The 25,406-nt window shown below is 69.4% G+C and carries 23 protein-coding genes and 1 pseudogene; 17 read left to right on the top strand and 7 right to left on the bottom strand.

All coding sequences use genetic code 11. The features are described from left to right. Positions 1-2: 2 nt before the first annotated feature. The 8 genes from ccoS (at position 3) to ASG30_RS13535 (ending at position 5,341) form a co-directional block, all read left to right on the top strand. The gene (gene ccoS / locus ASG30_RS13570; protein WP_055897415.1) at positions 3-140 is read left to right on the top strand and encodes a cbb3-type cytochrome oxidase assembly protein CcoS; all 138 of its coding nucleotides are present in this window, start codon (positions 3-5) and stop codon (positions 138-140) included. A gap of 71 nt (positions 141-211) precedes the next feature. Beyond that, positions 212-1,648 (top strand): cytochrome-c oxidase, cbb3-type subunit I, encoded by a 1,437-nt coding sequence (ccoN, locus tag ASG30_RS13565; protein ID WP_055897412.1) that lies wholly within the window; start codon positions 212-214, stop codon positions 1,646-1,648. 13 nt (positions 1,649-1,661) lie between these two features. Then, positions 1,662-2,288 carry a cytochrome-c oxidase, cbb3-type subunit II gene (gene ccoO / locus ASG30_RS13560; RefSeq protein WP_055897408.1) on the top strand — a complete coding sequence of 209 codons (627 nt, stop codon included), beginning with the start codon at positions 1,662-1,664 and terminating at the stop codon, positions 2,286-2,288. A gap of 18 nt (positions 2,289-2,306) precedes the next feature. Continuing rightward, positions 2,307-2,444, top strand: a complete 138-nt coding sequence (locus ASG30_RS13555; RefSeq protein WP_055897552.1) for a cbb3-type cytochrome oxidase subunit 3 — start codon at positions 2,307-2,309, stop codon at positions 2,442-2,444. Between the two features lie 4 nt (positions 2,445-2,448). Beyond that, entirely contained in the window at positions 2,449-3,366 is a 918-nt protein-coding gene (gene ccoP / locus ASG30_RS13550) for a cytochrome-c oxidase, cbb3-type subunit III (RefSeq protein WP_055897406.1), read from the top strand. 28 nt (positions 3,367-3,394) lie between these two features. Next, on the top strand, positions 3,395-4,810 hold the full coding sequence (gene ccoG, locus ASG30_RS13545; RefSeq protein WP_055897404.1) for a cytochrome c oxidase accessory protein CcoG: 1,416 nt from the start codon (positions 3,395-3,397) through the stop codon (positions 4,808-4,810). 17 nt (positions 4,811-4,827) lie between these two features. After that, positions 4,828-5,091, top strand: a complete 264-nt coding sequence (locus ASG30_RS13540; RefSeq protein ID WP_055897549.1) for a hypothetical protein — start codon at positions 4,828-4,830, stop codon at positions 5,089-5,091. Between the two features lie 7 nt (positions 5,092-5,098). After that, positions 5,099-5,341, top strand: coding sequence for a hypothetical protein (locus ASG30_RS13535; protein WP_055897401.1), 243 nt, complete (start codon positions 5,099-5,101; stop codon positions 5,339-5,341). 252 nt (positions 5,342-5,593) lie between these two features. Here the strand turns inward: ASG30_RS13535 and ASG30_RS23205 are convergent. Both ASG30_RS23205 and ASG30_RS13530 read right to left on the bottom strand, forming a co-directional pair. Beyond that, positions 5,594-5,845 (bottom strand): annotated as a pseudogene (locus tag ASG30_RS23205) (type II toxin-antitoxin system HicB family antitoxin); the annotation flags it as partial. 11 nt (positions 5,846-5,856) lie between these two features. Continuing rightward, positions 5,857-6,111 carry a type II toxin-antitoxin system HicA family toxin gene (locus ASG30_RS13530; RefSeq protein ID WP_082522095.1) on the bottom strand — a complete coding sequence of 85 codons (255 nt, stop codon included), beginning with the start codon at positions 6,109-6,111 and terminating at the stop codon, positions 5,857-5,859. A 119-nt stretch (positions 6,112-6,230) separates the two neighbouring features. Here ASG30_RS13530 and ASG30_RS13525 point away from each other — a divergent pair, with 119 nt between their 5' ends. The 9 genes from ASG30_RS13525 to ASG30_RS13490 all read left to right on the top strand — a co-directional run bounded on the left by ASG30_RS13525 (position 6,231) and on the right by ASG30_RS13490 (position 12,966). Further along, a complete protein-coding gene (locus tag ASG30_RS13525) occupies positions 6,231-7,307 on the top strand; it encodes a PAS domain-containing sensor histidine kinase (RefSeq protein ID WP_235579794.1) in 1,077 nt (358 codons plus the stop codon). Then, positions 7,304-7,939 carry a response regulator gene (locus tag ASG30_RS13520; RefSeq protein ID WP_055897395.1) on the top strand — a complete coding sequence of 212 codons (636 nt, stop codon included), beginning with the start codon at positions 7,304-7,306 and terminating at the stop codon, positions 7,937-7,939. The genes ASG30_RS13525 and ASG30_RS13520 overlap by 4 nt, the downstream gene beginning before the upstream one ends. 149 nt (positions 7,940-8,088) lie before the next feature. Further along, the gene (locus ASG30_RS13515; protein WP_055897392.1) at positions 8,089-8,796 is read left to right on the top strand and encodes a hypothetical protein; all 708 of its coding nucleotides are present in this window, start codon (positions 8,089-8,091) and stop codon (positions 8,794-8,796) included. Further along, positions 8,744-9,532 carry a Fic/DOC family protein gene (locus tag ASG30_RS13510; RefSeq protein ID WP_055897389.1) on the top strand — a complete coding sequence of 263 codons (789 nt, stop codon included), beginning with the start codon at positions 8,744-8,746 and terminating at the stop codon, positions 9,530-9,532. Before ASG30_RS13515 ends, ASG30_RS13510 begins: the two co-directional genes overlap by 53 nt. 129 nt (positions 9,533-9,661) lie before the next feature. Next, entirely contained in the window at positions 9,662-10,051 is a 390-nt protein-coding gene (locus ASG30_RS13505) for a response regulator (protein WP_156385536.1), read from the top strand. A gap of 23 nt (positions 10,052-10,074) precedes the next feature. Continuing rightward, the gene (locus tag ASG30_RS23155) at positions 10,075-10,356 is read left to right on the top strand and encodes a hypothetical protein (protein WP_327212926.1); all 282 of its coding nucleotides are present in this window, start codon (positions 10,075-10,077) and stop codon (positions 10,354-10,356) included. Further along, complete coding sequence (locus ASG30_RS13500) at positions 10,272-10,808, top strand: helix-turn-helix domain-containing protein (protein WP_327212925.1); 537 nt, start codon at positions 10,272-10,274, stop codon at positions 10,806-10,808. Before ASG30_RS23155 ends, ASG30_RS13500 begins: the two co-directional genes overlap by 85 nt. 116 nt (positions 10,809-10,924) lie before the next feature. After that, positions 10,925-12,319, top strand: a complete 1,395-nt coding sequence (gene hemN / locus ASG30_RS13495; protein WP_055897385.1) for an oxygen-independent coproporphyrinogen III oxidase — start codon at positions 10,925-10,927, stop codon at positions 12,317-12,319. Between the two features lie 2 nt (positions 12,320-12,321). Continuing rightward, positions 12,322-12,966 carry a sulfite exporter TauE/SafE family protein gene (locus tag ASG30_RS13490; RefSeq protein WP_055897382.1) on the top strand — a complete coding sequence of 215 codons (645 nt, stop codon included), beginning with the start codon at positions 12,322-12,324 and terminating at the stop codon, positions 12,964-12,966. A 1-nt stretch (position 12,967) separates the two neighbouring features. Here ASG30_RS13490 and ASG30_RS13485 read toward each other — a convergent pair whose 3' ends face one another. The 5 genes from ASG30_RS13485 to ASG30_RS13465 all read right to left on the bottom strand — a co-directional run bounded on the left by ASG30_RS13485 (position 12,968) and on the right by ASG30_RS13465 (position 25,266). Then, positions 12,968-13,693, bottom strand: coding sequence for a Crp/Fnr family transcriptional regulator (locus tag ASG30_RS13485; protein ID WP_055897379.1), 726 nt, complete (start codon positions 13,691-13,693; stop codon positions 12,968-12,970). Between the two features lie 47 nt (positions 13,694-13,740). Further along, positions 13,741-15,099, bottom strand: a complete 1,359-nt coding sequence (locus ASG30_RS13480; protein WP_082522093.1) for a TolC family outer membrane protein — start codon at positions 15,097-15,099, stop codon at positions 13,741-13,743. Between the two features lies 1 nt (position 15,100). Then, positions 15,101-16,504: an HlyD family type I secretion periplasmic adaptor subunit gene (locus tag ASG30_RS13475; protein ID WP_082522092.1), complete on the bottom strand. Its 1,404-nt coding sequence runs from the start codon at positions 16,502-16,504 to the stop codon at positions 15,101-15,103. 13 nt (positions 16,505-16,517) lie between these two features. Beyond that, on the bottom strand, positions 16,518-18,293 hold the full coding sequence (locus tag ASG30_RS13470; RefSeq protein WP_055897373.1) for a type I secretion system permease/ATPase: 1,776 nt from the start codon (positions 18,291-18,293) through the stop codon (positions 16,518-16,520). Positions 18,294-18,387: 94 nt separating this feature from the next. Then, complete coding sequence (locus ASG30_RS13465; RefSeq protein WP_055897370.1) at positions 18,388-25,266, bottom strand: peroxidase family protein; 6,879 nt, start codon at positions 25,264-25,266, stop codon at positions 18,388-18,390. Between the last annotated feature and the right edge of the window lie 140 nt (positions 25,267-25,406).

Below are 25,406 nucleotides of genomic sequence, written 5' to 3'. Positions count from 1 at the left end.
GCATGGACATCCTCTTCCTCCTCGTTCCGCTGTCGGTGGCGCTGGCGCTGCTGATCCTGGGCGGCCTGGCCTGGGCCGTCTGGCGCGGCCAGTTCGAGTCGCTGGACGGCGAAGCACAGCGCATTCTCGAAGGCGATTGACTTTCCTCAAGTCACGGCCGAGGGGGCGCGCCGACACTGGGTGCGTGAAGAAGACTTTCCCCCTCGCGTCCATGAACCCCCAACAGAACCTCCCCGCCGCACAGTACGCCGACACGGTCGTGCGCCAGTTCTCGCTGGCCGCCGTGGTCTGGGGCGTGGTGGGCATGCTGGTCGGCGTGCTCATCGCGGCCCAGCTGGCCTGGCCGTCCCTCAACTTCGGCGTGCCGTGGCTGAGCTACGGCCGGCTGCGGCCGCTGCACACCAACGCGGTGATCTTTGCCTTCGGCGGCTGCGCGCTCTTCGCCACCAGCTACTGGGTGGTGCAGCGCACCTGCCAGGTCCGACTGTTCATGCCCAGGCTGGCGGCCTTCACCTTCTGGGGCTGGCAGGCGGTGATCGTGGCCGCGGCCATCAGCCTGCCGCTGGGCTACACCCAGGGCAAGGAGTACGCCGAACTGGAGTGGCCGATCGACCTCTTGATCGCCGCGGTCTGGGTGTCCTACGCCATCGTGTTCTTCGGCACCGTGGGCATCCGCAAGGTGCGCCACATCTACGTGGCCAACTGGTTCTTCGGCGCCTTCATCCTGGCCGTGGCCATCCTGCACATCGTCAACAGCGCGGCCATCCCGGCCGGCTGGATGAAGTCGTATTCGGCCTATGCCGGCGTGCAGGACGCGATGGTGCAGTGGTGGTACGGCCATAACGCGGTGGGCTTCTTCCTCACCGCCGGCTTCCTGGGGATGATGTACTACTTCATCCCGAAGCAGGCCGAGCGCCCGGTGTACAGCTACCGCCTGTCCATCGTGCACTTCTGGGCGCTGATCTTCACCTACATGTGGGCGGGCCCGCACCACCTGCACTTCACCGCGCTGCCGGACTGGACCCAGTCGATCGGCATGCTGTTCTCGCTGATCCTGCTGGCGCCCAGCTGGGGCGGGATGATCAACGGCGTCATGACGCTCTCGGGCGCCTGGCACAAGCTGCGCGACGACCCGGTGCTGCGCTTCCTGATCGTGGCCCTGTCCTTCTACGGCATGGCCACCTTCGAAGGCCCGCTGATGTCGATCAAGACCGTCAACGCGCTGTCGCACTACACCGACTGGACCGTGGGCCACGTGCACGCCGGCGCCCTGGGCTGGGTGGGGCTGATCACCATGGGCTCGCTGTACTACCTGGTCCCGCGCCTGTTCGGCCGCCGCCAGATGCATTCGGTGGGCGCCATCGAGCTGCACTTCTGGATGTCCACCCTGGGCATCGTGCTCTACATCGCCGCCATGTGGATCGCCGGCGTGATGCAGGGCCTGATGTGGCGCGCCGTGAACGCCGACGGCACGCTCACCTACACCTTCGTGGAGTCGGTCAAGGCGACCTATCCGTTCTACGTGATCCGCTTCATCGGCGGCCTGCTGTACCTGGGCGGCATGGGGGTGATGGCCTGGAACACCTGGATGACCGCCGTCGGCGGCCACGCCGCCCGCGTGCCGGTTCCCGCGGCGCAACCCGCCTGAGCGGAGCAACACCATGAGCAACGCAAACCCGACCCCTGGTTTCTCCCACGAGAAGGTCGAGACCAGCAATTTCCTGATGATCGTGCTGATCCTGCTGGTGGTCGCCGTCGGCGGCCTGGTGGAGATCGTCCCGCTGTTCTTCCAGAAGAGCACCACGCAGCCGCTGGAGGGCGTCAAGCCCTACACCGCGCTGCAGCTGGCCGGCCGCGACGTCTACCTGCGCGAGGGCTGCTACAACTGCCACTCGCAGATGATCCGGCCGTTCCGCGCCGAGACGCTGCGCTACGGCCCGTACTCGGTGGCCGGCGAGTTCGTCTACGACCGCCCGTTCCAGTGGGGCAGCAAGCGCACCGGCCCCGACCTGCACCGCGTGGGCGGCAAGTACAGCGACGAGTGGCACCGCATCCACCTGGTCAACCCGCGCGACCTGGTGCCCGAGTCCAACATGCCGGCCTATCCCTGGCTGGAACGCAACCCGGCCGACGCCGGCTCGATCGCCACCCACATGAAGGCGCTGCGCGTCGCCGGCGTGCCCTACACCGACGCCGAGATCGCCGCCGCGCCCACCCAGCTCAAGGGCCGCACCGAGATGGACGCGCTGGTCGCGTACCTGCAGGGCCTGGGCCTGGCGCTCAAGTAAGAGGAGTCCCCCATGGACCTGGACGTCACCACGATGCGCATCCTGGCCACGCTGGCCTCGTTCGCCGCCTTCCTGGGCATCGCCGGCTGGGCCTACGCCCGCGGCAACAGGGGCCGCTTCGAGCAGGACGCGCGCATCCCCTTCGAGCAGGACTGAACATATGAGCGACTTCGACGCCGACTTCTGGTCGATCTACGTGGCCGGGCTCACGCTGGTGAGCATCCTGGCCTGCCTGGTGCTGCTGTGGTTCACCTCCCGCAAGAAGGTGCCGGCCAACGCCGACAACACGACCGGCCACGTCTGGGACGAGGACCTGGTCGAGATGAACAACCCGCTGCCGCTGTGGTGGGTGTGGCTGTTCATCCTCACCGTCGTCTTCTCGCTGCTGTACCTGGTGGCCTACCCGGGCCTGGGCTCGTGGGACGGCGGGCTGCAATGGAGCTCGCGCGGCGAATACGCCGGCGAGGTGAGGAAGGCCGAGGGCGAGCTCGCCCCCCTGTACGCACAGTTCACCGGCCGCAAGGCCGAGGAACTGGCCGGCGACGCGCAGGCCATGGCCATCGGCGAGCGCCTCTTCATGAACAACTGCTCGCAGTGCCACGGCTCCGACGCGCGCGGCAGCAAGGGCTTTCCCAACCTGGCGGACCCGGACTGGCTGCACGGCGGCTCGCCCGCGAAGATCGCCGAGAGCATCCAGGGCGGCCGCAACGGCAGCATGCCGCCCATGGCCGCGGCCGTGGGCAGCGCCGACGACGTCAAGAACGTCGCCCACTACGTGCTCAGCCTCTCGAACAGCCCGCACGATTCGCTGCGCGCGCAGCTGGGGCGGTCCAGGTTCTCGGCCTGCGCCGCCTGCCACGGCGCCAATGGCAAGGGCAATTCCGCCCTGGGCGCGCCCGACCTCACGGACGACACCTGGCTGCACGGCTGGGGCGAGCAGGCCATCATCGACATCGTCAACCGCGGCCGCACCAACACCATGCCGGCCCAGGCGGGCAAGCTGACCGAGTCCCAGGTGCACCTGCTGGCGTCCTACGTCTGGGGACTGTCGAACAAGCCGGTGCCGGCCAAGCCCTGACCCCGCCGCGCCTGCGGGACCCGAGCCCATGAAAGTCATCCCCATCATCCCCGTGACCGCGGCCGAAGAAGGCGGCCGCTCCCTGTACGAGGCCCGCCGCAAGATCCATCCGCGCGACGTCACCGGCGTCTTCGCGCGCTGGCGCTGGGCCTTCGTGTGGATCACGCAGATCGTGTTCTACGGCCTGCCCTGGCTGCAGTGGGGCGAGCGCCAGGCGGTGCTGTTCGACCTGGCCGCGCGGCGGTTCTACCTGTTCGGCTACGTGCTGTACCCGCAGGACTTCATCTACCTGACCGGGCTGCTGGTGATCAGCGCGCTGTCGCTGTTCCTGTTCACCGCGGTGGCGGGGCGCCTGTGGTGCGGCTTCGCCTGCCCGCAGACGGTCTACACCGAGATGTTCATGTGGATCGAGCGCCGGATCGAGGGCGACCGCAACGCCCGCCTGAAGCTCGATGCCGCCCCCCTGGGCGCGAGCAAGCTGCTGCGCCGCGTCGCCAAGCACGCGGCCTGGGGCGCGGTGGCGATGTGGACCGGCTTCACCTTCGTCGGCTACTTCACGCCGGTGCAGACGCTGTGGGCCGAGGCCTTCACGCTCTCGTTCGGGCCCTGGGAGTGGTTCTGGGTGAACTTCTACGCCCTGGCCACCTACGGCAACGCCGGCTTCCTGCGCGAGCAGGTCTGCAAGTACATGTGCCCCTACGCGCGCTTCCAGAGCGCCATGTTCGACCGCGACACGCTGATCGTCAGCTACGACATGGCACGCGGCGACCCGCGCGGCTCGCGCCCGCGCAAGGCCGACCCGGCCCTGCTGGGCCTGGGCAGCTGCGTGGACTGCAACCTGTGCGTGCACGTCTGCCCGACCGGCATCGACATCCGCGACGGCCTGCAGTACGAGTGCATCGGCTGCGCCGCCTGCGTGGACGTGTGCGACGGCGTGATGGACAAGATGGGCTATGCCCGCGGCCTGATCCGCTTCACCACCCAGAACGCGCTGGACAACGGCTGGCGGGGCTCGCAGCTCCTGCGGCGCGTGCTGCGGCCGCGCGTGCTGGCCTACGCCGGCGTGCTGCTGGCGCTGGCCTTCGGCCTGGCCCTGAGCCTGGCGCTGCGCACGCCGCTCAAGGTGGACGTGGTGCGCGACCGCGGCGCGCTGGCCCGCATCGCCGCCGGCGGCAAGCTGGAGAACGTCTACCGGCTGCAGGTGATGAACGCGACCGAGGAGGCGCAGCGCTACCTCGTCTCCGCCGACGGCCTGGAAGGCCTGGTGGTGGCGGCCGGCGGCGAGGTGCTGGTGGGACCGGCGCAGTCGCGCTGGGTGGCCGTGCGGCTGCAGGTCCCGTACGGCACGGCCGCGGCCGGCTCGCTTCCCATCCATTTCGACATCGAGGCCCGCGGCGGCGGCGCGCACGTGCGCGAGAAGTCCGTGTTCCTGGTGCCCCGGTGAACCTGGAGGAAGACCTGATGAACCCCGAAACGATTGCCCAGCCTCCCGCCGCCCCGTGGTGGCGCCACGGCCTGCTGTGGCTGGTGATCGCCGGTCCCGTGGCCGCCGTGGCCGCGGGCGTGGCCACCGTGGTGATCGCGGTGGGCCGGCCCGACCCGCTGGTCAACGGGCGGGCGCAGCCCGGTGCCGTGCGCCTGGATGCGCAGACCGTCCGCGAGCGGGCGCTGCTGCCGGCGCAGCAGGCGCGCAACCACGCGGCCACGCCGTCGGCGCAGCGCTGAGGACGCCATGCGGCTCACCCGCCTCCTGCGCGTCGCCTGGCCGGCCTTCCTGTCGGCCTGCCTGCTGCAGATGGTCGTCTTCGCCGCGATCGACCCGGCCGAGCTGCACCTGCGCTGGGGCCAGGAGGGGCCGGCCTGGTCGCGCCAGGCGGTCTACGCGCTGGCGTTCTTCCTGTTCTGGGCGGGTGCCGCGCTGGCCGCCGCGATGACTGTCCTGCTGGAGAGGAGAGGGGAAGAAGAGGGCCGGTGACGCGCCGCGGGCCGGGGGGTCCGCGGCGCGGCGGGGCGATTACTTTCTTGCAGGCCGCATCCCGGGCTTGCCAGCACTTGGCTTGCTCCCTCGACCGGCACCCGCAGCCGGCGATTGCTTCATCTCCAGCGATGTATCCCCCAGACGGGTTCGTGAGGATGCAGGTGACCCGCTTCGCTCCAGGTACATGTCGATCGCCTCGTTGACGATCGCGTTGAGAGACGCGCCTTTCCGAAGCGCACGCGTTCCCAGTTCGCAGTGCTTCTCGGGTGAGGTCCGGACGTTGAACACGCCGCCATAGGACTTCCTCGGGGCGCGGTTCAGTTGCCTGCAGGTTTCGAGGTAGTCGTCGACAGCGGCCTCGAACGCGCCCACCAGTTCCCTCGGGGTCGCGGCTTCATAGGTCACCAAGTCATCGATCAGCCGGATGCGGCCATGGCAAACGCCACGCTGCAGGTCCACTTCCGCGCTGCCTTCATAGCCCTTGTAGCGAAGTACCGTCATCTCCAACTCCTTCAGATGAACCCATGGGCGCGCAGCAGCTCCCGGACCTGATCCATGGCCGCCTTGCAGACCTCGGGCGACGGATGAGGTTCATGCAAGCTGATGAGCACGTTCTTTCCTTCGTGGAAAAACTTGCGCCTGGAGCCCGAACCCTTCAGCAGCTCGAAACCCAGCGATTCCAGCGCGCCCTTCAAGTCGTCCCAGCGCATGTCGGCCGGCGCTGGCTTGCGAGCGATTCGATCGAGGTTCCTGGCGTGCTTGGGCATCGACTGTAACTGAACGCCAGTTACAGCAGCAGGACAAGGCCGGAAGTCGGGCAGGGGAGGCCGGCATCAACGATCCTGCTTCCCCGGCCATCAAGGCCCCCTGCGGTAAATTCCCCGGCGTGCCCCACTCCGATCTCACCGCCAGCCACGCCGCCGCCCGCCTGGCCGGGCTTCTGGACTCCGCCATGGACGGCATCATCTCCGTGGACGAGGGCCAGACCATCGTGCTGTACAACCGCGCCGCCGAGAAGATCTTCGGCTGGCCCGCCTCGCAGGTGAAGGGTCGGCCGCTGGAGCTGCTGATCCCCGAGCGGTTCCGCCACGGCCATGGCGCGCAGGTGCGCCAGTTCGGCCGCACCGGCGTGAGCTCGCGCCGCATGATGGGCCGCGGCGGCGACCGCATGGTGTACGGCCTGCGGGCCAACGGCGAGGAGTTCCCGATCGACGCCTCGATCTCGCAGCTGGACACCGAGGAAGGCAAGCTCTACACCGTCATCCTGCGCGACATCACCGACCGGGTGCGCGCCGAGCGCGAACTGGCCACCTTCGCGGCCGAGGCCGCCGGCGTGCGCGAGCAGGAGAAAACGCGCATCGCGCGCGAACTGCACGACGAGCTGGCGCAGTCGCTCACCGCGCTGAAGATGGACACGCAGTGGCTGCGCGAGCACCTGCAGGCCGATCCCGCCGCGGCCCGCGACCGGCTGGACGGCATGCTGGCCCTGCTCGACGCCAGCGTGGCCGCCACCCGCCGCATCGCGGCCGACCTGCGCCCGCTGGTGCTGGACGACCTGGGCCTGGCCGCCGCCATCGAATGGCTGGCGCAGAACTTCACCCAGCGCACGGGCATCCCCTGCGAGCTGGACGTGGACGAGGCGCTGGAGCTGCCCGAGCCCTACGCCACCGCGGTGTTCCGCATCGTCCAGGAGTCGCTGGCCAACGTGGGCAAGCATGCCCGCGCGAGCCGGGTGCGGCTGCGCGTGGCGCGCGAGGGCGACGCGATGGTGCTGGCGGTGCAGGACGACGGCATCGGCTTCGCGCCCGGCGCGCCGCGCAAGCCCCAGTCGCTGGGCCTGGTGGGCCTGCGCGAGCGCGCCTACCTGCTGCAGGGCGAGGTGGGCATCGACAGCGCGCCGGGGCAGGGCACCCGCGTGCAGGCGCGCATCCCCATCGTGGCGGCGCCGGGAGAAGGCGCATGAGCCGCATCGTCATCGCCGACGACCACGCCATCGTGCGCGAAGGCCTCAAGCGCATCGTCGGCGAGGCGCCCGACCTGCAGGTGGTGGGCGAGGCCGCCGACGGCACCGAGGTGATGGAGCGGGTGCGCGGGCTGGAGTTCGACCTGCTGGTGCTGGACCTGTCGATGCCGGGCCGCAGCGGCATGGAGCTGATCAAGCTGGTGAAGGCCGAGAAGCCGCGCCTTCGCATCCTGGTGCTGTCCATGCACCAGGAGACCCAGTACGCGGTGCGCGCGATCAAGTCGGGCGCGAGCGGCTACCTCACCAAGGAAAGCGCGCCGGCCCAGCTGGTGCTGGCGCTGCGCAAGATCGCCGGCGGCGGGGCCTACATCAGCGCCGAGGTCGCCGAGCAGCTGGCGCTGGGCGCCATGCCCGGTGCGGCGGGAGCACCGCACGAGGCGCTTTCCGACCGCGAGTTCGACGTGCTGCGGCGGCTGGCGGGCGGCGCTTCGGTGACGGACATCGCGGCGGCGCTGAACCTGTCGGTGAAGACCGTGAGCACGCACAAGGCCAACGGCATGGCCAAGCTGGGGCTGTCGAACCAGAGCGAGCTGGTGCGGTACGCGCTCAAGCAGGGGTTGATCGAGGACTAAGCGGCGCGCGGGTGGGAGAGGCCGCTGCCGATCCCCGCGCCACCATGCAAATTATGCCTGTTTCCCGGCAAGTTATTCGCTCCTAAGTTATTGTATTTCAAGGGATTTTGTCGTATTCTGCAATGTACATTGTGGGATCGGGAGTGCCCATGAAGCTCGATAGCAAGTTGCGGATGTCGCTCACCAAGCGACCCGGCAACGTGGTCCTTCGCCGCGATCTGTCGGGACTGGGGAGCCCTTCGCACCTGACCGAAGCGATCAACAGCCTTGTTGCCGCGGGTCGACTCGTTCGCCTGGGATCGGGTGTCTATGCAAAGGCCAGCCCAGGCGCCGAAGGAACGGTGCACCTCGCCGCCGAACCGGACGTCTTGGCAAGGGAAGTCTTCGAGAAGCTGGGGATCGAGGTGCGCGTGGTGGATGTGGGTGACGAAGGCGGGCGCCGGGCCTACGTCCTGGATACGGGCAGGCGCCGGATTTCGCGCAAGCTGGATTTCGGCGATGCGGCGGTGGCCTATCCGGATCGCCGGCATGCGCCCCGAACCGGCGGTTTCACGTTGCCCGACGATCTGGACCGCCTGCCCAGGCAGGGCGTTCGCGCGTTCGTGGAGCGGCTCGCACAAGCCCATGGGATCCAGCACCACCGCACGGGCGTGGATGACTTTGCCGAGGCCGTGACACGCGCATCCGGCGACGACGTCAGGCTGGATCGAACGGGGAAGTTGCTGGTGGCCTTGAAGAAGAACAGCGTCATCACCGGTCGGCAACTGGCGCGGCTGATGACGAACCACATGGAGGAGGCGCAAGGTGTTCGACCCGTTCGGGGACTTCCGGACCGCAGGCTATCTCCGCAACGTTGAAGGCCTGACCGACCTGGAAAAGGTCAAGATCCAGGAACACGTCTTCTTCGAAGCCAACTTCGAGGAGGCTCTCGCCTTTCTCGGCAAGGCCAAGGGCGCGATCACCTACGAGCACTTCCTGGAAGTTCATCGCATCCTGTTCGGGGAGTTCTACCCCTGGGCCGGCCAGGATCGGCGAGCGCTTGGCGTCGGACGGTTCGTCGCCAAGGGGTCCCAGGTCCAGTTCGAGGCTTCGGAGCGCTGCCAGAGGGCCGTCGAATGGGGCTTGCAGATGGGCAACGACCCCGCGACCCACCGCGCGCAGCCGGGCACGGTCATGGGTGCATTCGCCTGGGGCCATCCGTTCCTGGACGGCAACGGACGCACGATGCTCCTGGTGCATGCCGAACTGTGTCAGAGAGCCGGCTTCGGGATCGATTGGAGGGCGTCGCACAAAGGCTCATTCCTCGACGCGCTGACGAGGGAACTGGCAGACCCGGCTGGCAAGCACCTGGATCGGTACCAGCTTCCCCTGGCGGCCCCGGTCGCGACCGGAAGCACCCTCCTGGATCAACTGAGGGCGGTGCCTGGGTTGGATGGGCAAGAGGAGGCGGTTGACCAGAACATCGCCTACCAGGCGGACGATCCGCAGGCGATCCAGACCTACCTGGAGACGAAGCGCGCCCGGGGAGAGCCTCTCGGTGATGGGTTGGGCGGGCCCCGAACGTCCCCAGGGCCAGGTCCGTCCGGCCCGTAGTTGCTTCGCGCCACTAGGACGATTCCTAGCCCCCCTCGGACCCCCGCCCGCGCCGTCCCGGAATCCGCCGAGCGCCTGAATCAGCGCACGCCGATGCCGCGTCCCGCCCCCGGCGGGCACAGTGACGGCATGCAAACGAAAGAGACCCTGCGGGTGTTCCTGGCCGAGGACTCCGCCCCGATCCGCGAGCGCATCGCCGGGTTGCTGGACGGTGGCCGGCTGCGGGTGATCGGCGGCGCCGCGACGCCGGCCGACTGCATCGCCGGCATCCTGCGCGAGCAGCCCGACGTGGTGGTGCTGGATTCCCAGCTCGAAGGCGGCAGCGGCCTGGAGGTGCTGCGCGCCGTGCGCCGCGTGGAGCCGGCCATCGCCTTCGTGGTCTTCAGCAACCACGCCCAGCCGCCGTATGCGCGGCGCTACCTGGCCGACGGCGCCGCCAGCGTGCTCGACAAGAGCCTGGACTTCGAGCGGCTGTCCCAGGCCGTCGAGGCCGCGCCCGCCGCCCACCGCATCCACTGACTTTCCGAAAGAGAAGAAAAGCCATGTCCGCCGCCACCGCCCTTGCCCAAGCCCCCGCCGCCCTGCGTGTCATCCCCGTGCGCGAGGTGCGCGCCATGGCCGCCCGCCCGCAGCAGGCGACCCTGTGCTCCACCTGCCACCTGAAGGACCTGTGCCTGCCCTGCGACCTGGCCGAGGCCGACGTGCAGCGCCTGGACGGCCTGATGTTCGGCCGGCGCCGGTGCGCAGCGGCACCTTCAAGTCCGAGCTGCAGCTGGCCGACGGCCGCGAGCAGGTCAGCGGCTTCCACATGGCCGGCGAGCTGATGGGCCTGGACGGCCTGGCCCAGGGCCGCCACGCCAGCGGCGCCACCGCGCTGGAGGACGCCGAGGTCTGCGCCATCCCCTACGGCCAGCTGGCCGACCTGTCGGCCGGCAGCGCCGCCCTGCAGGCGGTGGTGACGCGCCTCATGAGCCGCGAGATCGTGCGCGAGCACAGCCTGATGCTGCTGCTGGGCAGCATGAGCGCCGAGGAGCGCCTGGCCGCCTTCCTTCTCAACATTTCGCAGCGCATGAAGGCGCGCGGCTGGTCGCCCAGCGAGTTCCACCTGCGCATGTCGCGCGCCGAGATCGGCAGCTACCTGGGCCTGAAGCTGGAGACCGTCAGCCGCACCTTCTCGGCCTTCGCCCAGCAGGGGCTGCTGCAGGTGGACCGGCGCCACGTCCGCATCGTGGACCTGGAGGGCCTGGCCCGCCTGGTCGAGATGCGCATGCACTGACCTCCAGCCGGAGCCCGCGCAAGTGCGGGTCTTCGCTGGCGGACGGCCCGGGCTTGAGCCGGATCAAACCCGCGGCCGCGCGCCGGCGCCACGATCGCCGCATCGAGAGTCTCGCCATGAACAACGTCTCCCCCTTGCTGCCCCTGGACCTGCTGCGCCGCCACGACGTGCCGGGCCCGCGCTACACCTCCTACCCCACGGCCGACCGCTTCGTCGATGCCTTCGGCCCCGCCGACCTGCTGGCCGCGCTGGACCAGCGCCTGGCCGCCCCGGGCCCGGCGACGCAACCGCTGTCGCTGTACGTGCACATCCCGTTCTGCGAGCAGCTTTGCTACTACTGCGCCTGCAACAAGATCATCACGAAGCACCATGACCGCGCCGCGCCCTACCTGGCCCTGCTGGGGCGCGAGGCTTCGCTTTACGCGCAGCGCATCGGCCCGGGCCAGCAGGTCTCGCAGCTGCACCTGGGCGGTGGTTCGCCCACCTTCCTGGACGACGCGCAGCTCGGTTCGCTCATGGCGATGCTGCGCGAGCGCTTCACGTTCGCCCCCGGGGCCGAGTGCTCCATCGAGGTCGACCCTCGCACCGTGGACGGCGGGCGGCTCCAGGCGCTGGCGGCCCTGGGCTTCAACCGCCTGAGCTTCGGCGTGCAGGATTTCGATCCGGCCGTGCAGCAGGCCGTGCACCGCGTCCAGCCCCACGAGCAGGTGGCGGCCCTGATGGCCGAGGCCCGCCGCATCGGCTTCGACTCGGTCAACGTCGACCTGATCTACGGCCTGCCGAAGCAGACGCCCGACAGCTTCGCGCGGACGCTGGCGCAGGTGGCGGGCCTGCGGCCGGACCGCATCGCGCTCTATGGCTACGCGCACCTGCCCGAGCGCTTCAAGCCGCAGCGGCGGCTGTCGGCGGCCGACCTGCCCGAGGCGGCCGCCCGCGTGCAGATGCTGGAGCAGGCGCTGGGCGCCTTCCTGGGTGCCGGCTACGACCACGTGGGCATGGACCACTTCGCGCTGCCGCAAGACGCGCTGGCCGTGGCGAAGCGGCAGGGCCGGCTGCACCGCAACTTCCAGGGCTACAGCACGCAGCCGGACTGCGACCTCCTGGGGCTGGGCGTGTCCGCCATCGGCCGCGTGGGCGCCACCTACGCGCAGAACGCGCGCACGCTGGAGGAGTACCGCGACCGGCTGGAGCAGGGCGGGCTGCCGGTGGTGCGCGGCCTGGCCCTCACGCGCGACGACCTGGTGCGGCGCGCGGTGATCATGGCCCTCATGTGCCAGGGTCAGGTGGTGTTCGAGTCGATCGACGTGGCCTGGCTGGTGGACTTCCGCCGCTACTTCGCCGCCGAACTGCGCGAGCTGCAGGCGCTGGAGGGGGAGGGCCTGCTGAAGGTCGACGACCAGGGCGTCCAGCTGACCGCGCGCGGCTGGTACTTCGTGCGTACCGTCGCCATGGTGTTCGACCGCTACCTGCAGGCCGACCGCCAGCGCACGCGCTTCTCGCGGGTGCTCTGAGCATGTCGGCGACGCTATTGGCCAGCGCCTTCCTGCTCGGGCTGGGCGGCTCGCCCCACTGCGCCGCCATGTGCGGCACGGCGTGCGGCGGCGTGACCGGGCGCGACAAGCGGCGGCGTCTCCTGTTCCATGCCGGCCGGATCTGCGGCTACGTGGGCGCGGGCGCGGTGGCCGGCGCGGCGGGGCAGAGCCTGGGCTGGCTGGCCGGCCACTCGGCGGCGCTGCGGCCGGTGTGGGTGCTGTTCCACCTGGCGGTGCTGGCCTGGGGCCTGTCGCTGCTGGTGCTGGCGCGGCAACCGGTGTGGGTGGAAGGCGCCGCGCGCGCGGCCTGGCAGCGGGTGCGGCCGGCCGCCGGGCGGGCCGCCTTCGTGGCCGGGGCGCTGTGGACGCTGCTGCCCTGCGGCCTGCTCTGGTCCGCGCTGCTGGTCGCGTCGCTCACCGGCGGTGCGGCGCAGGGCGGGGCGGCGATGGCGCTGTTCGCCGCGGCGACGCTGCCGGGCCTGACGCTGTGGCCGGCGCTGCTGGGGCGTCTGCGCACGTTGGGAAGAAGCTGGGGGACGCGCCTGGCCGGACTGCTGGTGACGGCGGGCGCGGGCTGGGGCCTGGGGGCGGAGCTCGCCCACCGCGTGGCGCAGTGGTGCGCGTGATTCAGCGGCGGCGCCGCACCACGCAGGTCCCCGGCGGGTGCAGCAGGGTGGCGTACAGCAGCCGGTCGGTCTTGTAGCAGTTGCACGAGACCGTGCGCAGGCCGTCGCGGTCCAGGACGGTGACGGTGCCGCGGCTGTAGTCGATCAGGCCGCTGCGCTGCATCTCCTTGGCGGCGGCGGTGATGCCGACGCGGCGCACGCCCAGCATGTCGGCCAGGAACTGCTGCGTGACGTGGATGCTGCGCGGGCCGGCACGGTCTTGCGTCATGAGCAGCCAGCGGGCCAGCCGGGGCGCGAGCTGGTGCTGGTGCAGGCAGGCGGTGGACGCCGCCATCTGGCGCAGGGTGACGTGGGCGATCCGGTTGACGGCCGCCTGCAGGGCCGGACTGCGGTCCACCTCGGCCTCGAAGTCCTCCGCGTCCGCGCGCAGCGCCGTGCCGCCTTCCTGCACGATGGCCGTGAGCGGCGCGATGGCGGTGCCCAGCGCGAGCTGCACGCCCACCATGCCTTCATGGCCCACCATGGCCACCTCCACGCAGGGATCGTGCTGGCAGTCGGCGAACAGGCTGACCAGCGCGCCGGCCGGGAAGTAGACGTGGCGCGTCGGCGCATCCGACTGCTGCAGCAGCTCGCCCAGCTCCAGCTCCACCGGCCGGCACATGGACTCCAGCAGCCGTCCCTCCTCGCGCGGGAGCAGGTCGATCAGGGTGTTGCGCAGGGGAGCCATGGGTTGCCGATCCAGCCAGGTCTCGTCCCATGCTCCTTCGTTGGCCTTCACCCGCCTGTCCCAGTGGTCTTGAAGTAGCGGGCCATCTCCACCAGGTCCTGCAGTTGCAGCACGCCGGCGGCCAGCCGCAGGCGCAGCACGCTCAGCAGGTGGTTGTAGCGGGCCTGGGCGAGGGTGCGCCGGGCGTCGAAGAGCTGCTGCTGGGCCTGCAGCACGTCCAGGTTGATGCGCTGGCCGCCCGCGACGCTGCGCCGGGTGGCTTCCACCAGCAGCAGCGCGGAATCGAGCGCGGCGCGTGCGGCGTCGTGGCGGGCCGCGCTGCTCGTGGTCAGGTCGAACTGCTTGCGCAGCTCCACCATGGTTTCGGCGGTTGCGGCGTCGAGTTCGGCCTGGATGCGCTCGGCATTCGACTGGGCCTGCGCCGCCGCCGCCGTGACCGCGCCGCCGGAGTAGATGGGCACGGTGAGCTGGACCCCGACGCTGCGGACCGTGGCCTTCTGGTTGAAGCTGTTGATGGTGTCCGAGTCGGTGCGGCCGAGGCTGGCCACCAGGTCCAGCCGGGGCAGGTGGCCGGCGCGGTGGCGGTTGGCTTCCTCCAGCGCGACGTCGACCGCGTGCCGGCGTGCCAGCAGCTCCGGGTTGCTCGACAGGGCCAGGCCGCGCCAGTCCTCGAAGTTGCCCGGCACCAGCTGCCGGATGGCGAAGTCGTCGGTGAGCGCGTCCAGGCGCGTCACGTCGCGTCCGATCATGGCGGACAGCGCATTGCGCGCGTTGGTCACGCTGTCGTTGGCTTCCAGGACCTGCGCGACGGCCAGGTCGAACCGGGCCTGGGTCTCCAGCACGTCGGTGCGGGTGCCTTCGCCGCGCAGGAACAGGCGCTGGTTGGTCAGCCGCTGCTCGGCCAGCGCCTCGCGCTGCGCGACGGCCAGCGCGAGCTGGTCCTCCGCGTACTTGGCGAAGGTGTAGGCCGAGGCCAGCCGCACCATCAGCTCCTGGCCGCGCGCCGCGAACTGCGCGTCGCTGCCGCGGGTCTGGGCCACGCCCTGGCGGTAGCGCGCCATGCCCTCGGGATGGAACAGCGGCTGCCGCAGCTGCAGCGCCGCCGACAGCGCGCTGTAGCGCCGCTCGTCGGTCGCGCCCCCGGCCACCGCCGTGTTGGTCACGTCGGCCCGGTTGCGCGAGGGCGAGTAGGTGGCCGCGACGTTGGGCAGCAGGTTGGACCGGCCCAGCACCGCGAACTGCTGGGCGGCCTCGTTCTCGAACTGCGCGGCGCGGTAGGTCGGGTCGTTCTTGACGGCGAGCTCGTAGGCTTCGATCAGGCTGAGGGCGAAGGCCGGCGCCGCGGCCGCCGCCAGCAGGGCCGCGGCCGCGGCCAGCCTCAAGCTTCTTCTTCTGGAGGAGCTCATGTCAGTCCTCCTTCAACGCCATCTTGGCGTTGTCGAGCATCGGCTTGAGCAGGTAGTTCATCATGGTCCGCTCGCCGGTCTTGATGAACATGTCCACCGGCATCCCGGGGCGCACCTGCAACTGCGAGACCATCCTCAGGCCCTCGGGCGCCACCTTGGCCTTGAGCTGGTAGTAGGGCTGGCCGGTCTTCTCGTCGACGATCCGGTCGGCCGACACGTGGGTGACGATGCCGGGGATGTGCGGCGTCATCGTCTGGTTGAAGGCGGAGAAGATCAGGTCCACCTTCAGGTTCGGGTTCACCTTGTCGATCAGGTGCACCGGCAGCTGGCCGTCCACGATCAGCGGATCGTCGCTGGGCACGATGTCCATCATCCGGTAGCCCGCGGGCACCACGCCGCCGTGGGTGAACACGTTCATGCCCACCACGGTGCCGTCCACCGGCGCGCGCACGATGGTGTTGCCCACCTCGTGGTCCAGGCTGGCCAGCTTGTTCATCATCGCCTCGGCGTCCTTCTGCGCCTCCGACAGCTGGGTGCGCACCTCCTTCTGGTACTCCTGCTGCTTTTGCAGGCGGCGCAGCCGGATCTCGGAGATCTGCCGCGCGCCGCGGCCGATGCTGCCGGTGTCCTCCGCGATAGAGGTGTTGATCTGCGCGTACAGCCGCTCCAGCTCCAAGAGCTTGTTGCGCGCCACGTAGCCTTCAGCGGCCAGGTCGCGCATGCCGTCCAGCTGCTCCTTCAGGTAGACCAGCTGCTCGCGCTTGCCCTGGCGCGCTTCCTCCAGTCCCCGGTTCTGCAGGGTCAGGCCCATCACGTTCTCGTCCAGGCCCGCCAGCTCAATGCGGATGGCCGACTGGCGCGAGGAGATCAGCTGCTGCTGCAGCCGCATCATGGCGGCCACCCGCGAGTCCTTCTGGAGTTTTTCCAGTTCTTCGGGGAACACGATGGTGCTCTTGCCATCGCGCTCGGCGACCAGCCGCGCCTCGGCGGCCCGCGCGTTGAAGTACTGCACGCGCACCGATTCGGCGGTGGAGCGGGCCTGCACCCCGTTCATGCGCACCAGCGGGTCGCCGGCCTTCACCACGTCGCCTTCGCGCACCAGGATGGCGTCGACCGTGCCGCCCACCTGGTGCTGCACCTGCTTCTTGTTGGTGGCGACGGTCACGGTGCCGGTCAGGGGCACGCCCTTGTCCAGCGGCGCCAGCGAAGCCCACAGGCCGAAGCCGCCGACACCGGCCAGGATGACGGCCCAGCCCAGCCGGACGTGCTTGCGCGAATCGATGTTGACCAGCGGGCCCAGCTGGCCGGAGAGCGGGGCGAGCGTGGTCGCCGGGGCGGACCCGGCGACCGGGCCGACTGCGTTCTCCGGCGAAACCGCGACTTCGTTGCGCGAGGGTTGGTTCATGGTGCTCTCCTCTTCACTCGGTTCGGATGGAACGCGCCTGCGTGGCGCCCAGCTCGGAAGCAGGCGTGGCAGCGCTCACGCGCGCCCCCTGGCTCTTTTCCTTGGCCGTCGCCAGGTCGGTCAGGACCTTGGCCGTGGGGCCGAACATCTCGCCGACGCCATTGCGCAGCACCAGCAGCTTGTTGGTCACGCCGATGGCGCTGGTGCGCTGGGTGATCAGCACCAGCGTCTTGCCGCGGCTGCGCAGGTCGACGATGGCGTCCACGAGCGCGCGCTCGCCGACGTCGTCGAGGTTGGAGTTCGGCTCGTCGAGCACCAGCAGGGACGGGTCGCCGTACATGGCGCGCGCCAGGGCGATCCGCTGCTTCTGGCCGCCCGAGAGGCCCGCCCCGCAGTCGCCCAGCGGCGTCTCGTAGCCCATGGGGAACTGCAGGATCATCTCGTGCACCCCGGTGCGCTTGGCGGCCTCGACCACCTTCGCGGCATCGATCTCGGCGAAGCGGGCGATGTTCTCGGCGATGGTGCCGGCGAACAGCTCCACGTCCTGCGGCATGTAGCCGACGGAAGGCCCGAGCTCGTCCTTGTTCCACAGGTACACGTCGGCGCCGTCCAGCCGCACGGTGCCCACCGCCGACGCCCACACGCCCACCAGCAGCCGCGCCAGCGTGGACTTGCCCGCGCCGCTGGGCCCGATGACGCCCAGCACGTCGCCGGGGACGATGGAGAAATTGAGCTGGCGGATCGTGGGCACGGTGGCGCCCGGCGGCCCGGCGGTCACGCCCTCCACCGACAGCCGGCCTTCCGGCCCGGGCAGCGACATGCCAGTGCGGCGCAGGGGGTTGGTGGACAGCAGGTCGTTCAGGCGCGACCAGGCGGTGCGCGTGCCGTCCCAGTTGCGCCACACGCCGATCAGCTGTTCGACCGGGTTGAGCGTGCGGCCCATGAGGATGGAGGCCACGATCATCATCCCGCCCGTCATCTTCTCGTCCAGCACCAGCAGGGCGCCGAAGCCCAGGACCAGGGACTGCATCGCGATGCGCACCGACTTGGCCATGGAGGTGATGGCGCCCGCCCTTTCGCTGGCGCGGGCCTGCAGGTTCAGGAACTGGCTGTGCAGGGCGAACCAGCGGCCCATCATGCTGGGCAGCATCCCCATCGCGTCGATCACCTCCGCGTTGCGCAGGTTGTTGGTCGCCTGGGTGTTGGCGGCGATCGAGACGCCGGCCGCATCGGCCATCGGCTTGCGGGTGGCCGACTCGTTCAGCCAGGCCAGGGCGACGAGCACGATGGCGCCGCACAGGGCGAACATGCCCAGGTAGACGTTGAAGAAGAAGATGATCGCCAGGTACAGCGGGAACCAGGGCGCGTCGAAGAAGGCGAACAGGCCGTTGCCGGTGACGAACTGGCGCACGGTCGTCAGGTCCTGCAGCGCCTGGCCGGCGTTGGTGCCCGGCTTCTTCAGGTTCTGCTCGAAGGTGGCGGTGAAGACGCGCTTGTTCAGGCGCATGTCCAGCTGGGCACCCACGCGCACCAGGACGAAGCTGCGCACGAACTCCAGCGCGCCCATGAAGAGCAGGGCGCCCAGGATCATCACGGTCAGCATCAGCAGGGTGGTCTGGTTGCGGCTGGCCAGCACGCGGTCGTACACCTGCAGCATGTAGATGGAGGGGGCCAGCACGGTGAGGTTGATCACCGCGCTGAAGAACGCGACGGTCCAGAAAGCGCCCTTGAACTCCGAAAGCGCCAGGGCGATCTCGCTCTTGCGCTGGCCGGGTGCTGTTTTCTGCATGAGTCACTCCTCGGGGACGAAGGGGCCGGGCGTCCGGGCCGTCGAGGGCCCGGGTTGCCACGGCAGAACAACAGGGATGGAAAAGCGCGGCTTGCTACAGGATCACGTCGCCCGCCGCCAGCGTGGTGACTCCGATCAGCGCCACCTGGGCGTCGGTGACGTTGCCGTTGGCGCCGCCCACGTTCACCTGCATGACGGACCCGGTCGTCCCCACCCCGGGGGTGGCCTCGTTGTGGTAGCGCAGCTGCGCGGGCGCCGTGAAGCCGTCACCGGACGTGGTGCTGAACTGGAAGGTGTCGTTCGTCGCCGTTCCGTTGTTGGCGTTGGCGTCGATCGTGCTGAAGTCCAGGTCGTCCGTGCCGGTCGTGAAGTCCATGACGCGTTCGCGCAGCAGCGGTGCCTCGTTCGGGATCTCCGTGATGTTGTTGAAGTCGAAGACGTCCGAGCCCGTGCCGCCGGTCAGGATGTCCTGCCCCGCGCCACCCGTCAGCGTGTCGTTCCCGGCCCCGCCGCTCAGCGTGTCGAGGCCGGCACCGCCGTCCAGCGTGTCCGCTCCCCCGTTGCCCGACAGCGTGTCGTTGCCGCCGTTGCCGGTCAGGGTGTTGTTCGACCCGTCACCGTTGACGGTGTCGTTGCCGCTGCCGCCCACGACGTTGTCGATGTTGCTGATCAGGTCGGTGCTGACTCCCGCCGTCCCGGTGCCCTGCACTTCGGCCGCGGTGGCCTCGTTGAGCGTCACGTTGATGCCGGTGGTATTGGTGCTGTAGTTGATCGTGTTGGTCCCGCCGGCGCCGTTGACCGTGTCACGGGCCAGGTCGTTGGTCATCACGAAGGTGTCGGCGCCCGCACCGCCGGTCAGCACGTTCGAACCCACGCCGTCGGTCATGGTGTCTCCACCCTGGCTGCCGGTGACGTTCTCGATGCCGTTCAGCGTGTCGGTGCCGGTCTGGGTGCTGGTCGACGTGTTGGTGGTCAGGTTCACCGTCGCGCCGGCCGTGGTCCCGGAAAGGTCGTACAGGTCGGTGCCCAGGCCGCCGGTGATCGAGTCGTTGCCGTCGTTGACGGTCGCCACCAGGGTGTCGTTGCCCGCCCCGCCGTTCAGGGTGTCGTTGCCGGCACCGCCGGTCAGCACGTCGTTGTTGTCGCCGCCGCTGAGCGTGTCGGCCCCGCCGTTGCCGGTCAGCGTGTTCACCGACGTGTCGCCCGTGATGGTGTCGTTGCCGCTGCCGCCGATGACGTTGTCGATGTTGCTGATCAGGTCGGTCGTCGTGCCCGCCGTGCCGGTGCCCAGCACCTGGACCGCGGTGGCCTCGTTCAGCGTCACGTTGATGCCGGCGGTGTTGGAGGTGTAGTTGATCGTGTTGCTGCCGCCGAGGCCGTTGATGGTGTCGCGTGCGCCGTCGTTGGTCATGACGAAGGTGTCGGCGCCGGCGCCGCCGGTCAGCACGTTCGAGCCCACGCCGTCGGTGATGGTGTCGCCGCCCGCGCTGCCGGTGACGTTCTCGATGCCGTTGAGCGTGTCGGTGCCGGTCTGGCCGCTGGTCGACGTGTTGGTGGTCAGGTTCACGGTGGCCGCCGCGGTCGTCGCCGACAGGTTGTACAGGTCGGTGCCCGCTCCGCCGATCAGCTGGTCGTTGCCGTCGTTGGTGCTGGCCATCAGGATGTCGTTGTCGTCCCCGCCGTTGACGACGTCGACGCCCGCGCCGCCGGTCAGCGTGTCGGCACCCGCCCCTCCGAGCAGCGTGTCGGCGCCACCGTTGCCGGTCAGCGTGTCGGCCCCACCGTTGCCGGTCAGGGTGTTGGCCGACCCGTCGCCGACGATGGTGTCGCTGCCGGTGCCGCCGATGACGTTGTCGATGTTGCTGATCAGGTCGGTGGTGGTGCCCGCCGTGCCGGTGCCCAGCACCTGGACCGCGGTGGCCTCGTTCAGCGTCACGTTGATGCCGGCGGTGTTGGCGCTGTAGTCGATCGTGTTGCTCCCGCCGAGGCCGTTGACTGTGTCGCGCGCGGCGTCGTTGGTCATCACGAAGGTGTCGGCCCCCCCGCCGCCGGTCAGCGCGTTCGATCCCGCGCCGTCGGTGATGGTGTCGCCGGCCTGGCTGCCGATGACGTTCTCGATGCCGGCCAGCACGTCGCTGCCCGTGGCCGCGCTGGTGGACGTGTTGGTGGTCAGGTTGACCGTGGCCGCGGCGTTGGTCGCCGCCAGGGAGTAGGTGTCCGTTCCGACGCCGCCGTCGAGCACGTCGTTGCCGGCGCCCGCGAGCAGCGTGTCGTTGCCGCCCAGGCCGAGCATGATGTCGCGGCCCACCGTGCCGGTCAGCGTCTCGCCGATGGAGGTGCCGATGATGGCCGTCTCGGCCGAGACCACCACGTCGGCGGCGCCGAAGCCGTCGTTGTACCGGACGACCACGCGCTCGGTCGCGCCGGACTGGCCGGTGATCGTGGCGCCGGTCGCGCCGGCGATGTCCACCCAGGTGCCGTCGGCCTGCTGGCTCTGCCACTGCATCTGGGGTTGCGAGGCCGGGGGCAGGCCCAGGAGGTCTTCGTCCGCCACCGTGCTCACGGCCGTCAGCGTGGCCGCGGTCGCGGTGGTGGCCCAGGTCGCGATGGTCACCGTCCCGGTGGCCGCGTCATCGGCGTTGGTGACGGTGACGGCGATGGCCTGGCTGGCCGACAGCACGCCGTCGGTGACCCGAACCGTCACGTCGTACACGTTGTTCGCGCCCACGTCGGCCGCCGCCTCGAAGTTGGGCGCCGTGGCGAAGGAGATGATCCCGTCCAGCGCGTCGATGTCGAACAGGGCCGCGTCGGCGCCTTCGAGGGAGAACAGGTACAGCGCGGCCGGGTCGGCGTTGTTCAGCGTGACGGTGGTGACCGCCTGCGTGTTCTCGGCGACCGAGAAGGTGGAGGGCGAGTTGATCGACAGTCCCAGTTGCACCAGCCGGTCGGCGAACTGCAGCTGCTCGATGTTGCGCAGGGTGTCGCTGCCGTCGTTGATCAGCGTCGTTGCCGCCTGGGTCGTGTGGGCCACGGTCACGACTCCGTTGTCGCTGGTGACCGTGTACTCCTCGAAGCTGCCGTTGTAGACCGCGGTGTCGATGTCGCCGGCCGCGTTGTCGAACTGGATCTCCCGCACGATGCTCAGCTGGGCCGGGTTGATCTCGCGGGTGAGCATCCGGTCGCGGATCTCCTCCATGCTGTTGACGGTGAAGTCGGGCTCCCCGCCTTCCGGCATGTCGACCGCGATGTGCACGCCCAGCCAGGCGTCCCCGTCGATGATGTCGTCGCCCAGGTTGCCGGTGATGGTGTCGCTGCCGCCGCCGCCGATGATGACCGTGGCGCCTTGCGTGACGTCGATGACGGAGACGTCGTCGGCCAGGGCGTCGACCTCGGCATCGGTCATGCCCAGCAGCTCGGCGAAGCCGTCGATCAGGCCGATGTTGCCGGCTTTGAGGTCGCTGGAGTCCAGGGGAACGGCCACGCCGTCCTCGGTGCCGGCGGCACCGCCGCGAAGGACGGTGGCGCCGGTCAGGATGTCGTCGTGCACCCAGCCGGAGAGGCCTTCGACGGAATCGAAGCGGTCGCGCAGGATGAAGTCGGGCTGGGTCACGAAGATCGGGATGCCCAGGTCCGAGTTGGCGGCGACCGTGTCGCCCTGGTGGGTCGCCCAGTCGAAGCCGAACATGCCGTTGCTGCGCTGGATGCCGGGGCCCTGGACCATGATGTCGTCGCCGGACTCGCCGTCGTAGTCGGTGTCGTTGCCCATGCCGTTGAGCACGTCGTGGCCGATGATCGGGCTGTTGAAGAACAGTTCGGAGTTCTCGCCGGACAGGCTGTCGAAGCCTTCGCCGCCTTCGATCCAGTCGTTGCCTTCATTGCCCATCAGGACATCGGGACCGTTGCCGCCCAGGACGAAGTCGTCGCCCCGGCCGGCGAAGACTTCGCTGAAGTCCTGGCCGGTGAAGATGAAGTCCTTGCCATCGCCGCCGAACAGCAGGTCATTGCCGGTGCCGCCGCTGATCACGTCGTTGCCGTTGTCGCCGCGCAGGAAGTCGGCGCCGCCGGCCACCGTGCCGTGGTCGACGATGATGTCGTCGCCGTCGCCGCCGTGCACCTGGTCCGACTCGTCGCCCGCGTCGATGTAGTCGTTGCCGGCGTCGCCCCAGACGGTGTCCATGCCGCGGCCGCCGAGCAGGATGTCGTTCTGGTTCGTGCCGCCCAGGACCACGTGGTCGCCGCCGTCGTAGTTGAAGCTCAGGAGGCCGTCGTACTCCATCGTGCCGTCGCCGTCCTTGTCCAGGCGGGCGTCGTAGCCGGCCGCCGCATTGGCGCGCTGGACCAGCGGGCTGAGCAGGTCGAGGATGTCGTCTCCGCGTGTCGGGTCGCCGTTCATCGTCAGGCCGTCGGGGCCGAGGAGGCCGGTACGCTGGTTGGCCTGGTCCATCTCCAGCACGTAGCTGGGCGTGGTGAACAGCAGGCTGGGCAGGTGCGCCGTGGTGCCGTCTTCACCCAGGTCGCTGTTGCGCATCACCATCTTCGAGAAGGTGTTGGCTTCCAGTTCGTTCAGCAGGTTCAGGCCCTGCGTGCGGCTCAGGTAGTAGAACCGGTCGCCGTTCTGCAGGTCCTCCAGCTGCTGCTCGAACACGAAGTTGAAGGTCGGGCCAAGCATCCCGCCGAACTCCAGCTTCGCCTCGGCCAGGCCGCCGATCCAGAAGTCGATGTTGTCGACGCCGCCGGCCTCGGTGGCATAGGTGCCGGTGCCGCTCAGGAACGCGAGCCGATCCGTCGGGGCCGCGGTCTCGCCGGGATCCGTCGTGTTGCCGTCGTTGTCCAGGTCGGCGCGGCCGAAGACCAGCATGTTGGCGGCGTCACGCTTTTCCTCCAGCGTCGTGGCCGCGGTGATGGTGGCGTGCGTGCCGTACGCCGCGATGAAGTTGACGACGGACGCTGGGTTCTTCAGGTGCGGGGCCAGGTCCACCCAGCTCGTGTAGGGCGTGTACTGGCTGTCGCCCGTCATCTCGTAGAACTGCTCGCGCGCCTCGTTGAAGGTGGGCATCGCGGTCTCGCGGGCCCGCGTCATGTTGATCGTCGCCAGGTCCAGCGGCAGGCCCAGCAGGTTGTTGCGCAGCGCCTCGGTGACGAACTCGTCGATCTCGTTGCCCACCTGGGTGGACATGCCCAGCATGATGTCGGCGATGGCGGTGCTCACGCCGCCGGCGACGTTGAACTCCACCGGGTTCAGGAAAGCCTGGATCAGCCCGATGTCGTAGTCGGTCATGGTGTCGCCGTCGGTGCGCGCGACCGTCTCCGTCAGCATCGAGTGGCCGAAGCGGTACACGACGTTGGCGAACTCCTCGACGATGGCCGGGTCGATGTCGGCCGAGTTCTGGAAGATGAAGGGGTCGATGGTGGGCGCCACCGCGCGGGCGAACTCCTCGAACACCATGTGCTGGTACTCCATCTCGGTGACGAAGCGGCCGGCCTGGAACAGGCGCTCGCCGTCCCATGTGGCCGTGGCTGCCACTTCGGCGCCGAGGGCCGCCCATTGCGCGGCCGTGCGTTCGGTCGTGGCCAGGCCGGTCGTGAGCCATTCGTTCAGGAAGGTCACGTCCTGCTTGGCGATGGCGTCGGCGATCAGCGTCTCCTTGTACTGGTCCACCAGGCGGTTGTGTTCCGCATGGAAGACCGAGTGGATCGCCGTCAGGCCGATGTTCTCGTTGCCGCGCCCGTCGCCGGTGACGAAGTGCCGGCCCAGGAGGTCGTCGTCGTAGGTCAGCGGGTCGCCGTCGTCGCCGATGACGTCGTCGTTGTCGGCCGTCTGCACCGTCCGGTCGCCGGTGGTGAGCGGGTTGCCGTCGGCGTCGAAGATGCTGGGCGCGGCGTCGTGCGCGATGTCGTCCAGGAAGGCGTGGCTGGTGCGGAAGGCGTCCTCGGGCACGAGGGAGCCGAGGCCGCCGTTGGCAGTGGGATCGGCCTCCACCAGGCCGCCGGCGGTGACGAACTGCACGTAGCCGTTCTCGCCGCGGATGAATTCGCCGTAGCGGTCGGTGGCCAGCAGCGGCACGTCGAACACGTCGGCGTCGGTCAGCTGCACGCCCAGCAACTCGGCGGCCTGCGCCTTCACCTCGGTCCAGTTGGCGGCGCCGTACTGCCCTTCCAGCAGGTTGCCCGTGGCCACCGTCTGGCCCGAGGCGTCGGTCGTGTATTCGCGCAGGAACACCTGGTGCGAGGGATGGGAGGTGTAGGTCTGGTTCTGGTCGACGAACGGGGTGGTCGTGTTGATGTGCCCGTCGTCCGCCGTGCCGGCGATGCCGTCCACGCCCACGTCGCCGGTGGTGGCCCGCGTCAGGACCATGAAGTTGGTCTGGCTGCCCGCGACGTAAAGAGGATCATCCTCCTGCAGCGGGACGAACACCGTGCCGCCGCCCTTCGTGAGCAGGTCCAGCCCGTGGTCGAAGAACTGGCCGAACAGGGTCATGATGCCGTTGAACGGAGGCGACAGGCCGATGTCGGGAGACTGGTTCGGGATGAACAGCGTGCCGTTCTCGGAGACCTGCACCGTCTCCAGCCCGGGGAAGGTGGACTCTCCGGCCCGGTCGTCCGCGGCGATCACCGCGGCCGGATTGGTGGCCGTCTGGTCGACGATCAGGTTGCTGATGATGCGCGGCTCCGCATCCATGTAGATGGTCGTGCCCGGGATCGCCGGCGTCGTGTACATCGGCAGCAGCGTGCCGGTGGTCAGCCTGGGCATGATGGTGTCGGCCGACCCGTACAACTGCTGCCCCGGCAGCAGGCTGTTCCAGGTGCCATCCACCGTGCGGATGCCGAAAGGCGCCAGCGGGTTCACGGCGTCGCGCAAGGCGTCGCCGTTGACGGTGCCGTCCGGGTTCGTGGTGGCCTCGGCGATCTTGACCTGGTTGAGGATGAACATCAGGTCTTCGAGCGTCACGAAGAAGTCGTACTGCGTCGCCATGGCGGTTCCTCCGGGGGTGTGGTGAGGTTTGACGGTTTCGTCCGCAAGTGGACGGACGACCACATGGTGGAAGCCGACCCCCTCCACCATCAATCCTCACTTTTCGTCCATCGTTTCTTGGGAGGACGCATGCCTCGCGA

The organism is Ramlibacter sp. Leaf400, from assembly GCF_001424545.1.
In the GTDB taxonomy this organism is placed as follows: Bacteria; Pseudomonadota; Gammaproteobacteria; order Burkholderiales; family Burkholderiaceae_C; genus Ramlibacter.
The sequence above is the reverse complement of the archived record's forward strand: the minus strand, read 5'-3'. Positions and strand labels throughout refer to the sequence as shown.

Coding starts and splice junctions, on each gene's coding strand:
- ccoS (WP_055897415.1), top strand. CDS start 3: ATGGACATCCTCTTCCTCCTCGTTCCGCTGTCGGTGGCGCTGGCGCTG.
- ccoN (WP_055897412.1), top strand. CDS start 212: ATGAACCCCCAACAGAACCTCCCCGCCGCACAGTACGCCGACACGGTC.
- ccoO (WP_055897408.1), top strand. CDS start 1,662: ATGAGCAACGCAAACCCGACCCCTGGTTTCTCCCACGAGAAGGTCGAG.
- ccoP (WP_055897406.1), top strand. CDS start 2,449: ATGAGCGACTTCGACGCCGACTTCTGGTCGATCTACGTGGCCGGGCTC.
- ccoG (WP_055897404.1), top strand. CDS start 3,395: ATGAAAGTCATCCCCATCATCCCCGTGACCGCGGCCGAAGAAGGCGGC.
- ASG30_RS13540 (WP_055897549.1), top strand. CDS start 4,828: ATGAACCCCGAAACGATTGCCCAGCCTCCCGCCGCCCCGTGGTGGCGC.
- ASG30_RS13535 (WP_055897401.1), top strand. CDS start 5,099: ATGCGGCTCACCCGCCTCCTGCGCGTCGCCTGGCCGGCCTTCCTGTCG.
- ASG30_RS13530 (WP_082522095.1), bottom strand. CDS start 6,111: ATGCCCAAGCACGCCAGGAACCTCGATCGAATCGCTCGCAAGCCAGCG.
- ASG30_RS13520 (WP_055897395.1), top strand. CDS start 7,304: ATGAGCCGCATCGTCATCGCCGACGACCACGCCATCGTGCGCGAAGGC.
- ASG30_RS13515 (WP_055897392.1), top strand. CDS start 8,089: ATGAAGCTCGATAGCAAGTTGCGGATGTCGCTCACCAAGCGACCCGGC.
- ASG30_RS13505 (WP_156385536.1), top strand. CDS start 9,662: ATGCAAACGAAAGAGACCCTGCGGGTGTTCCTGGCCGAGGACTCCGCC.
- ASG30_RS23155 (WP_327212926.1), top strand. CDS start 10,075: ATGTCCGCCGCCACCGCCCTTGCCCAAGCCCCCGCCGCCCTGCGTGTC.
- hemN (WP_055897385.1), top strand. CDS start 10,925: ATGAACAACGTCTCCCCCTTGCTGCCCCTGGACCTGCTGCGCCGCCAC.
- ASG30_RS13490 (WP_055897382.1), top strand. CDS start 12,322: ATGTCGGCGACGCTATTGGCCAGCGCCTTCCTGCTCGGGCTGGGCGGC.
- ASG30_RS13485 (WP_055897379.1), bottom strand. CDS start 13,693: ATGGCTCCCCTGCGCAACACCCTGATCGACCTGCTCCCGCGCGAGGAG.
- ASG30_RS13480 (WP_082522093.1), bottom strand. CDS start 15,099: ATGAGCTCCTCCAGAAGAAGAAGCTTGAGGCTGGCCGCGGCCGCGGCC.
- ASG30_RS13475 (WP_082522092.1), bottom strand. CDS start 16,504: ATGAACCAACCCTCGCGCAACGAAGTCGCGGTTTCGCCGGAGAACGCA.
- ASG30_RS13470 (WP_055897373.1), bottom strand. CDS start 18,293: ATGCAGAAAACAGCACCCGGCCAGCGCAAGAGCGAGATCGCCCTGGCG.
- ASG30_RS13465 (WP_055897370.1), bottom strand. CDS start 25,266: ATGGCGACGCAGTACGACTTCTTCGTGACGCTCGAAGACCTGATGTTC.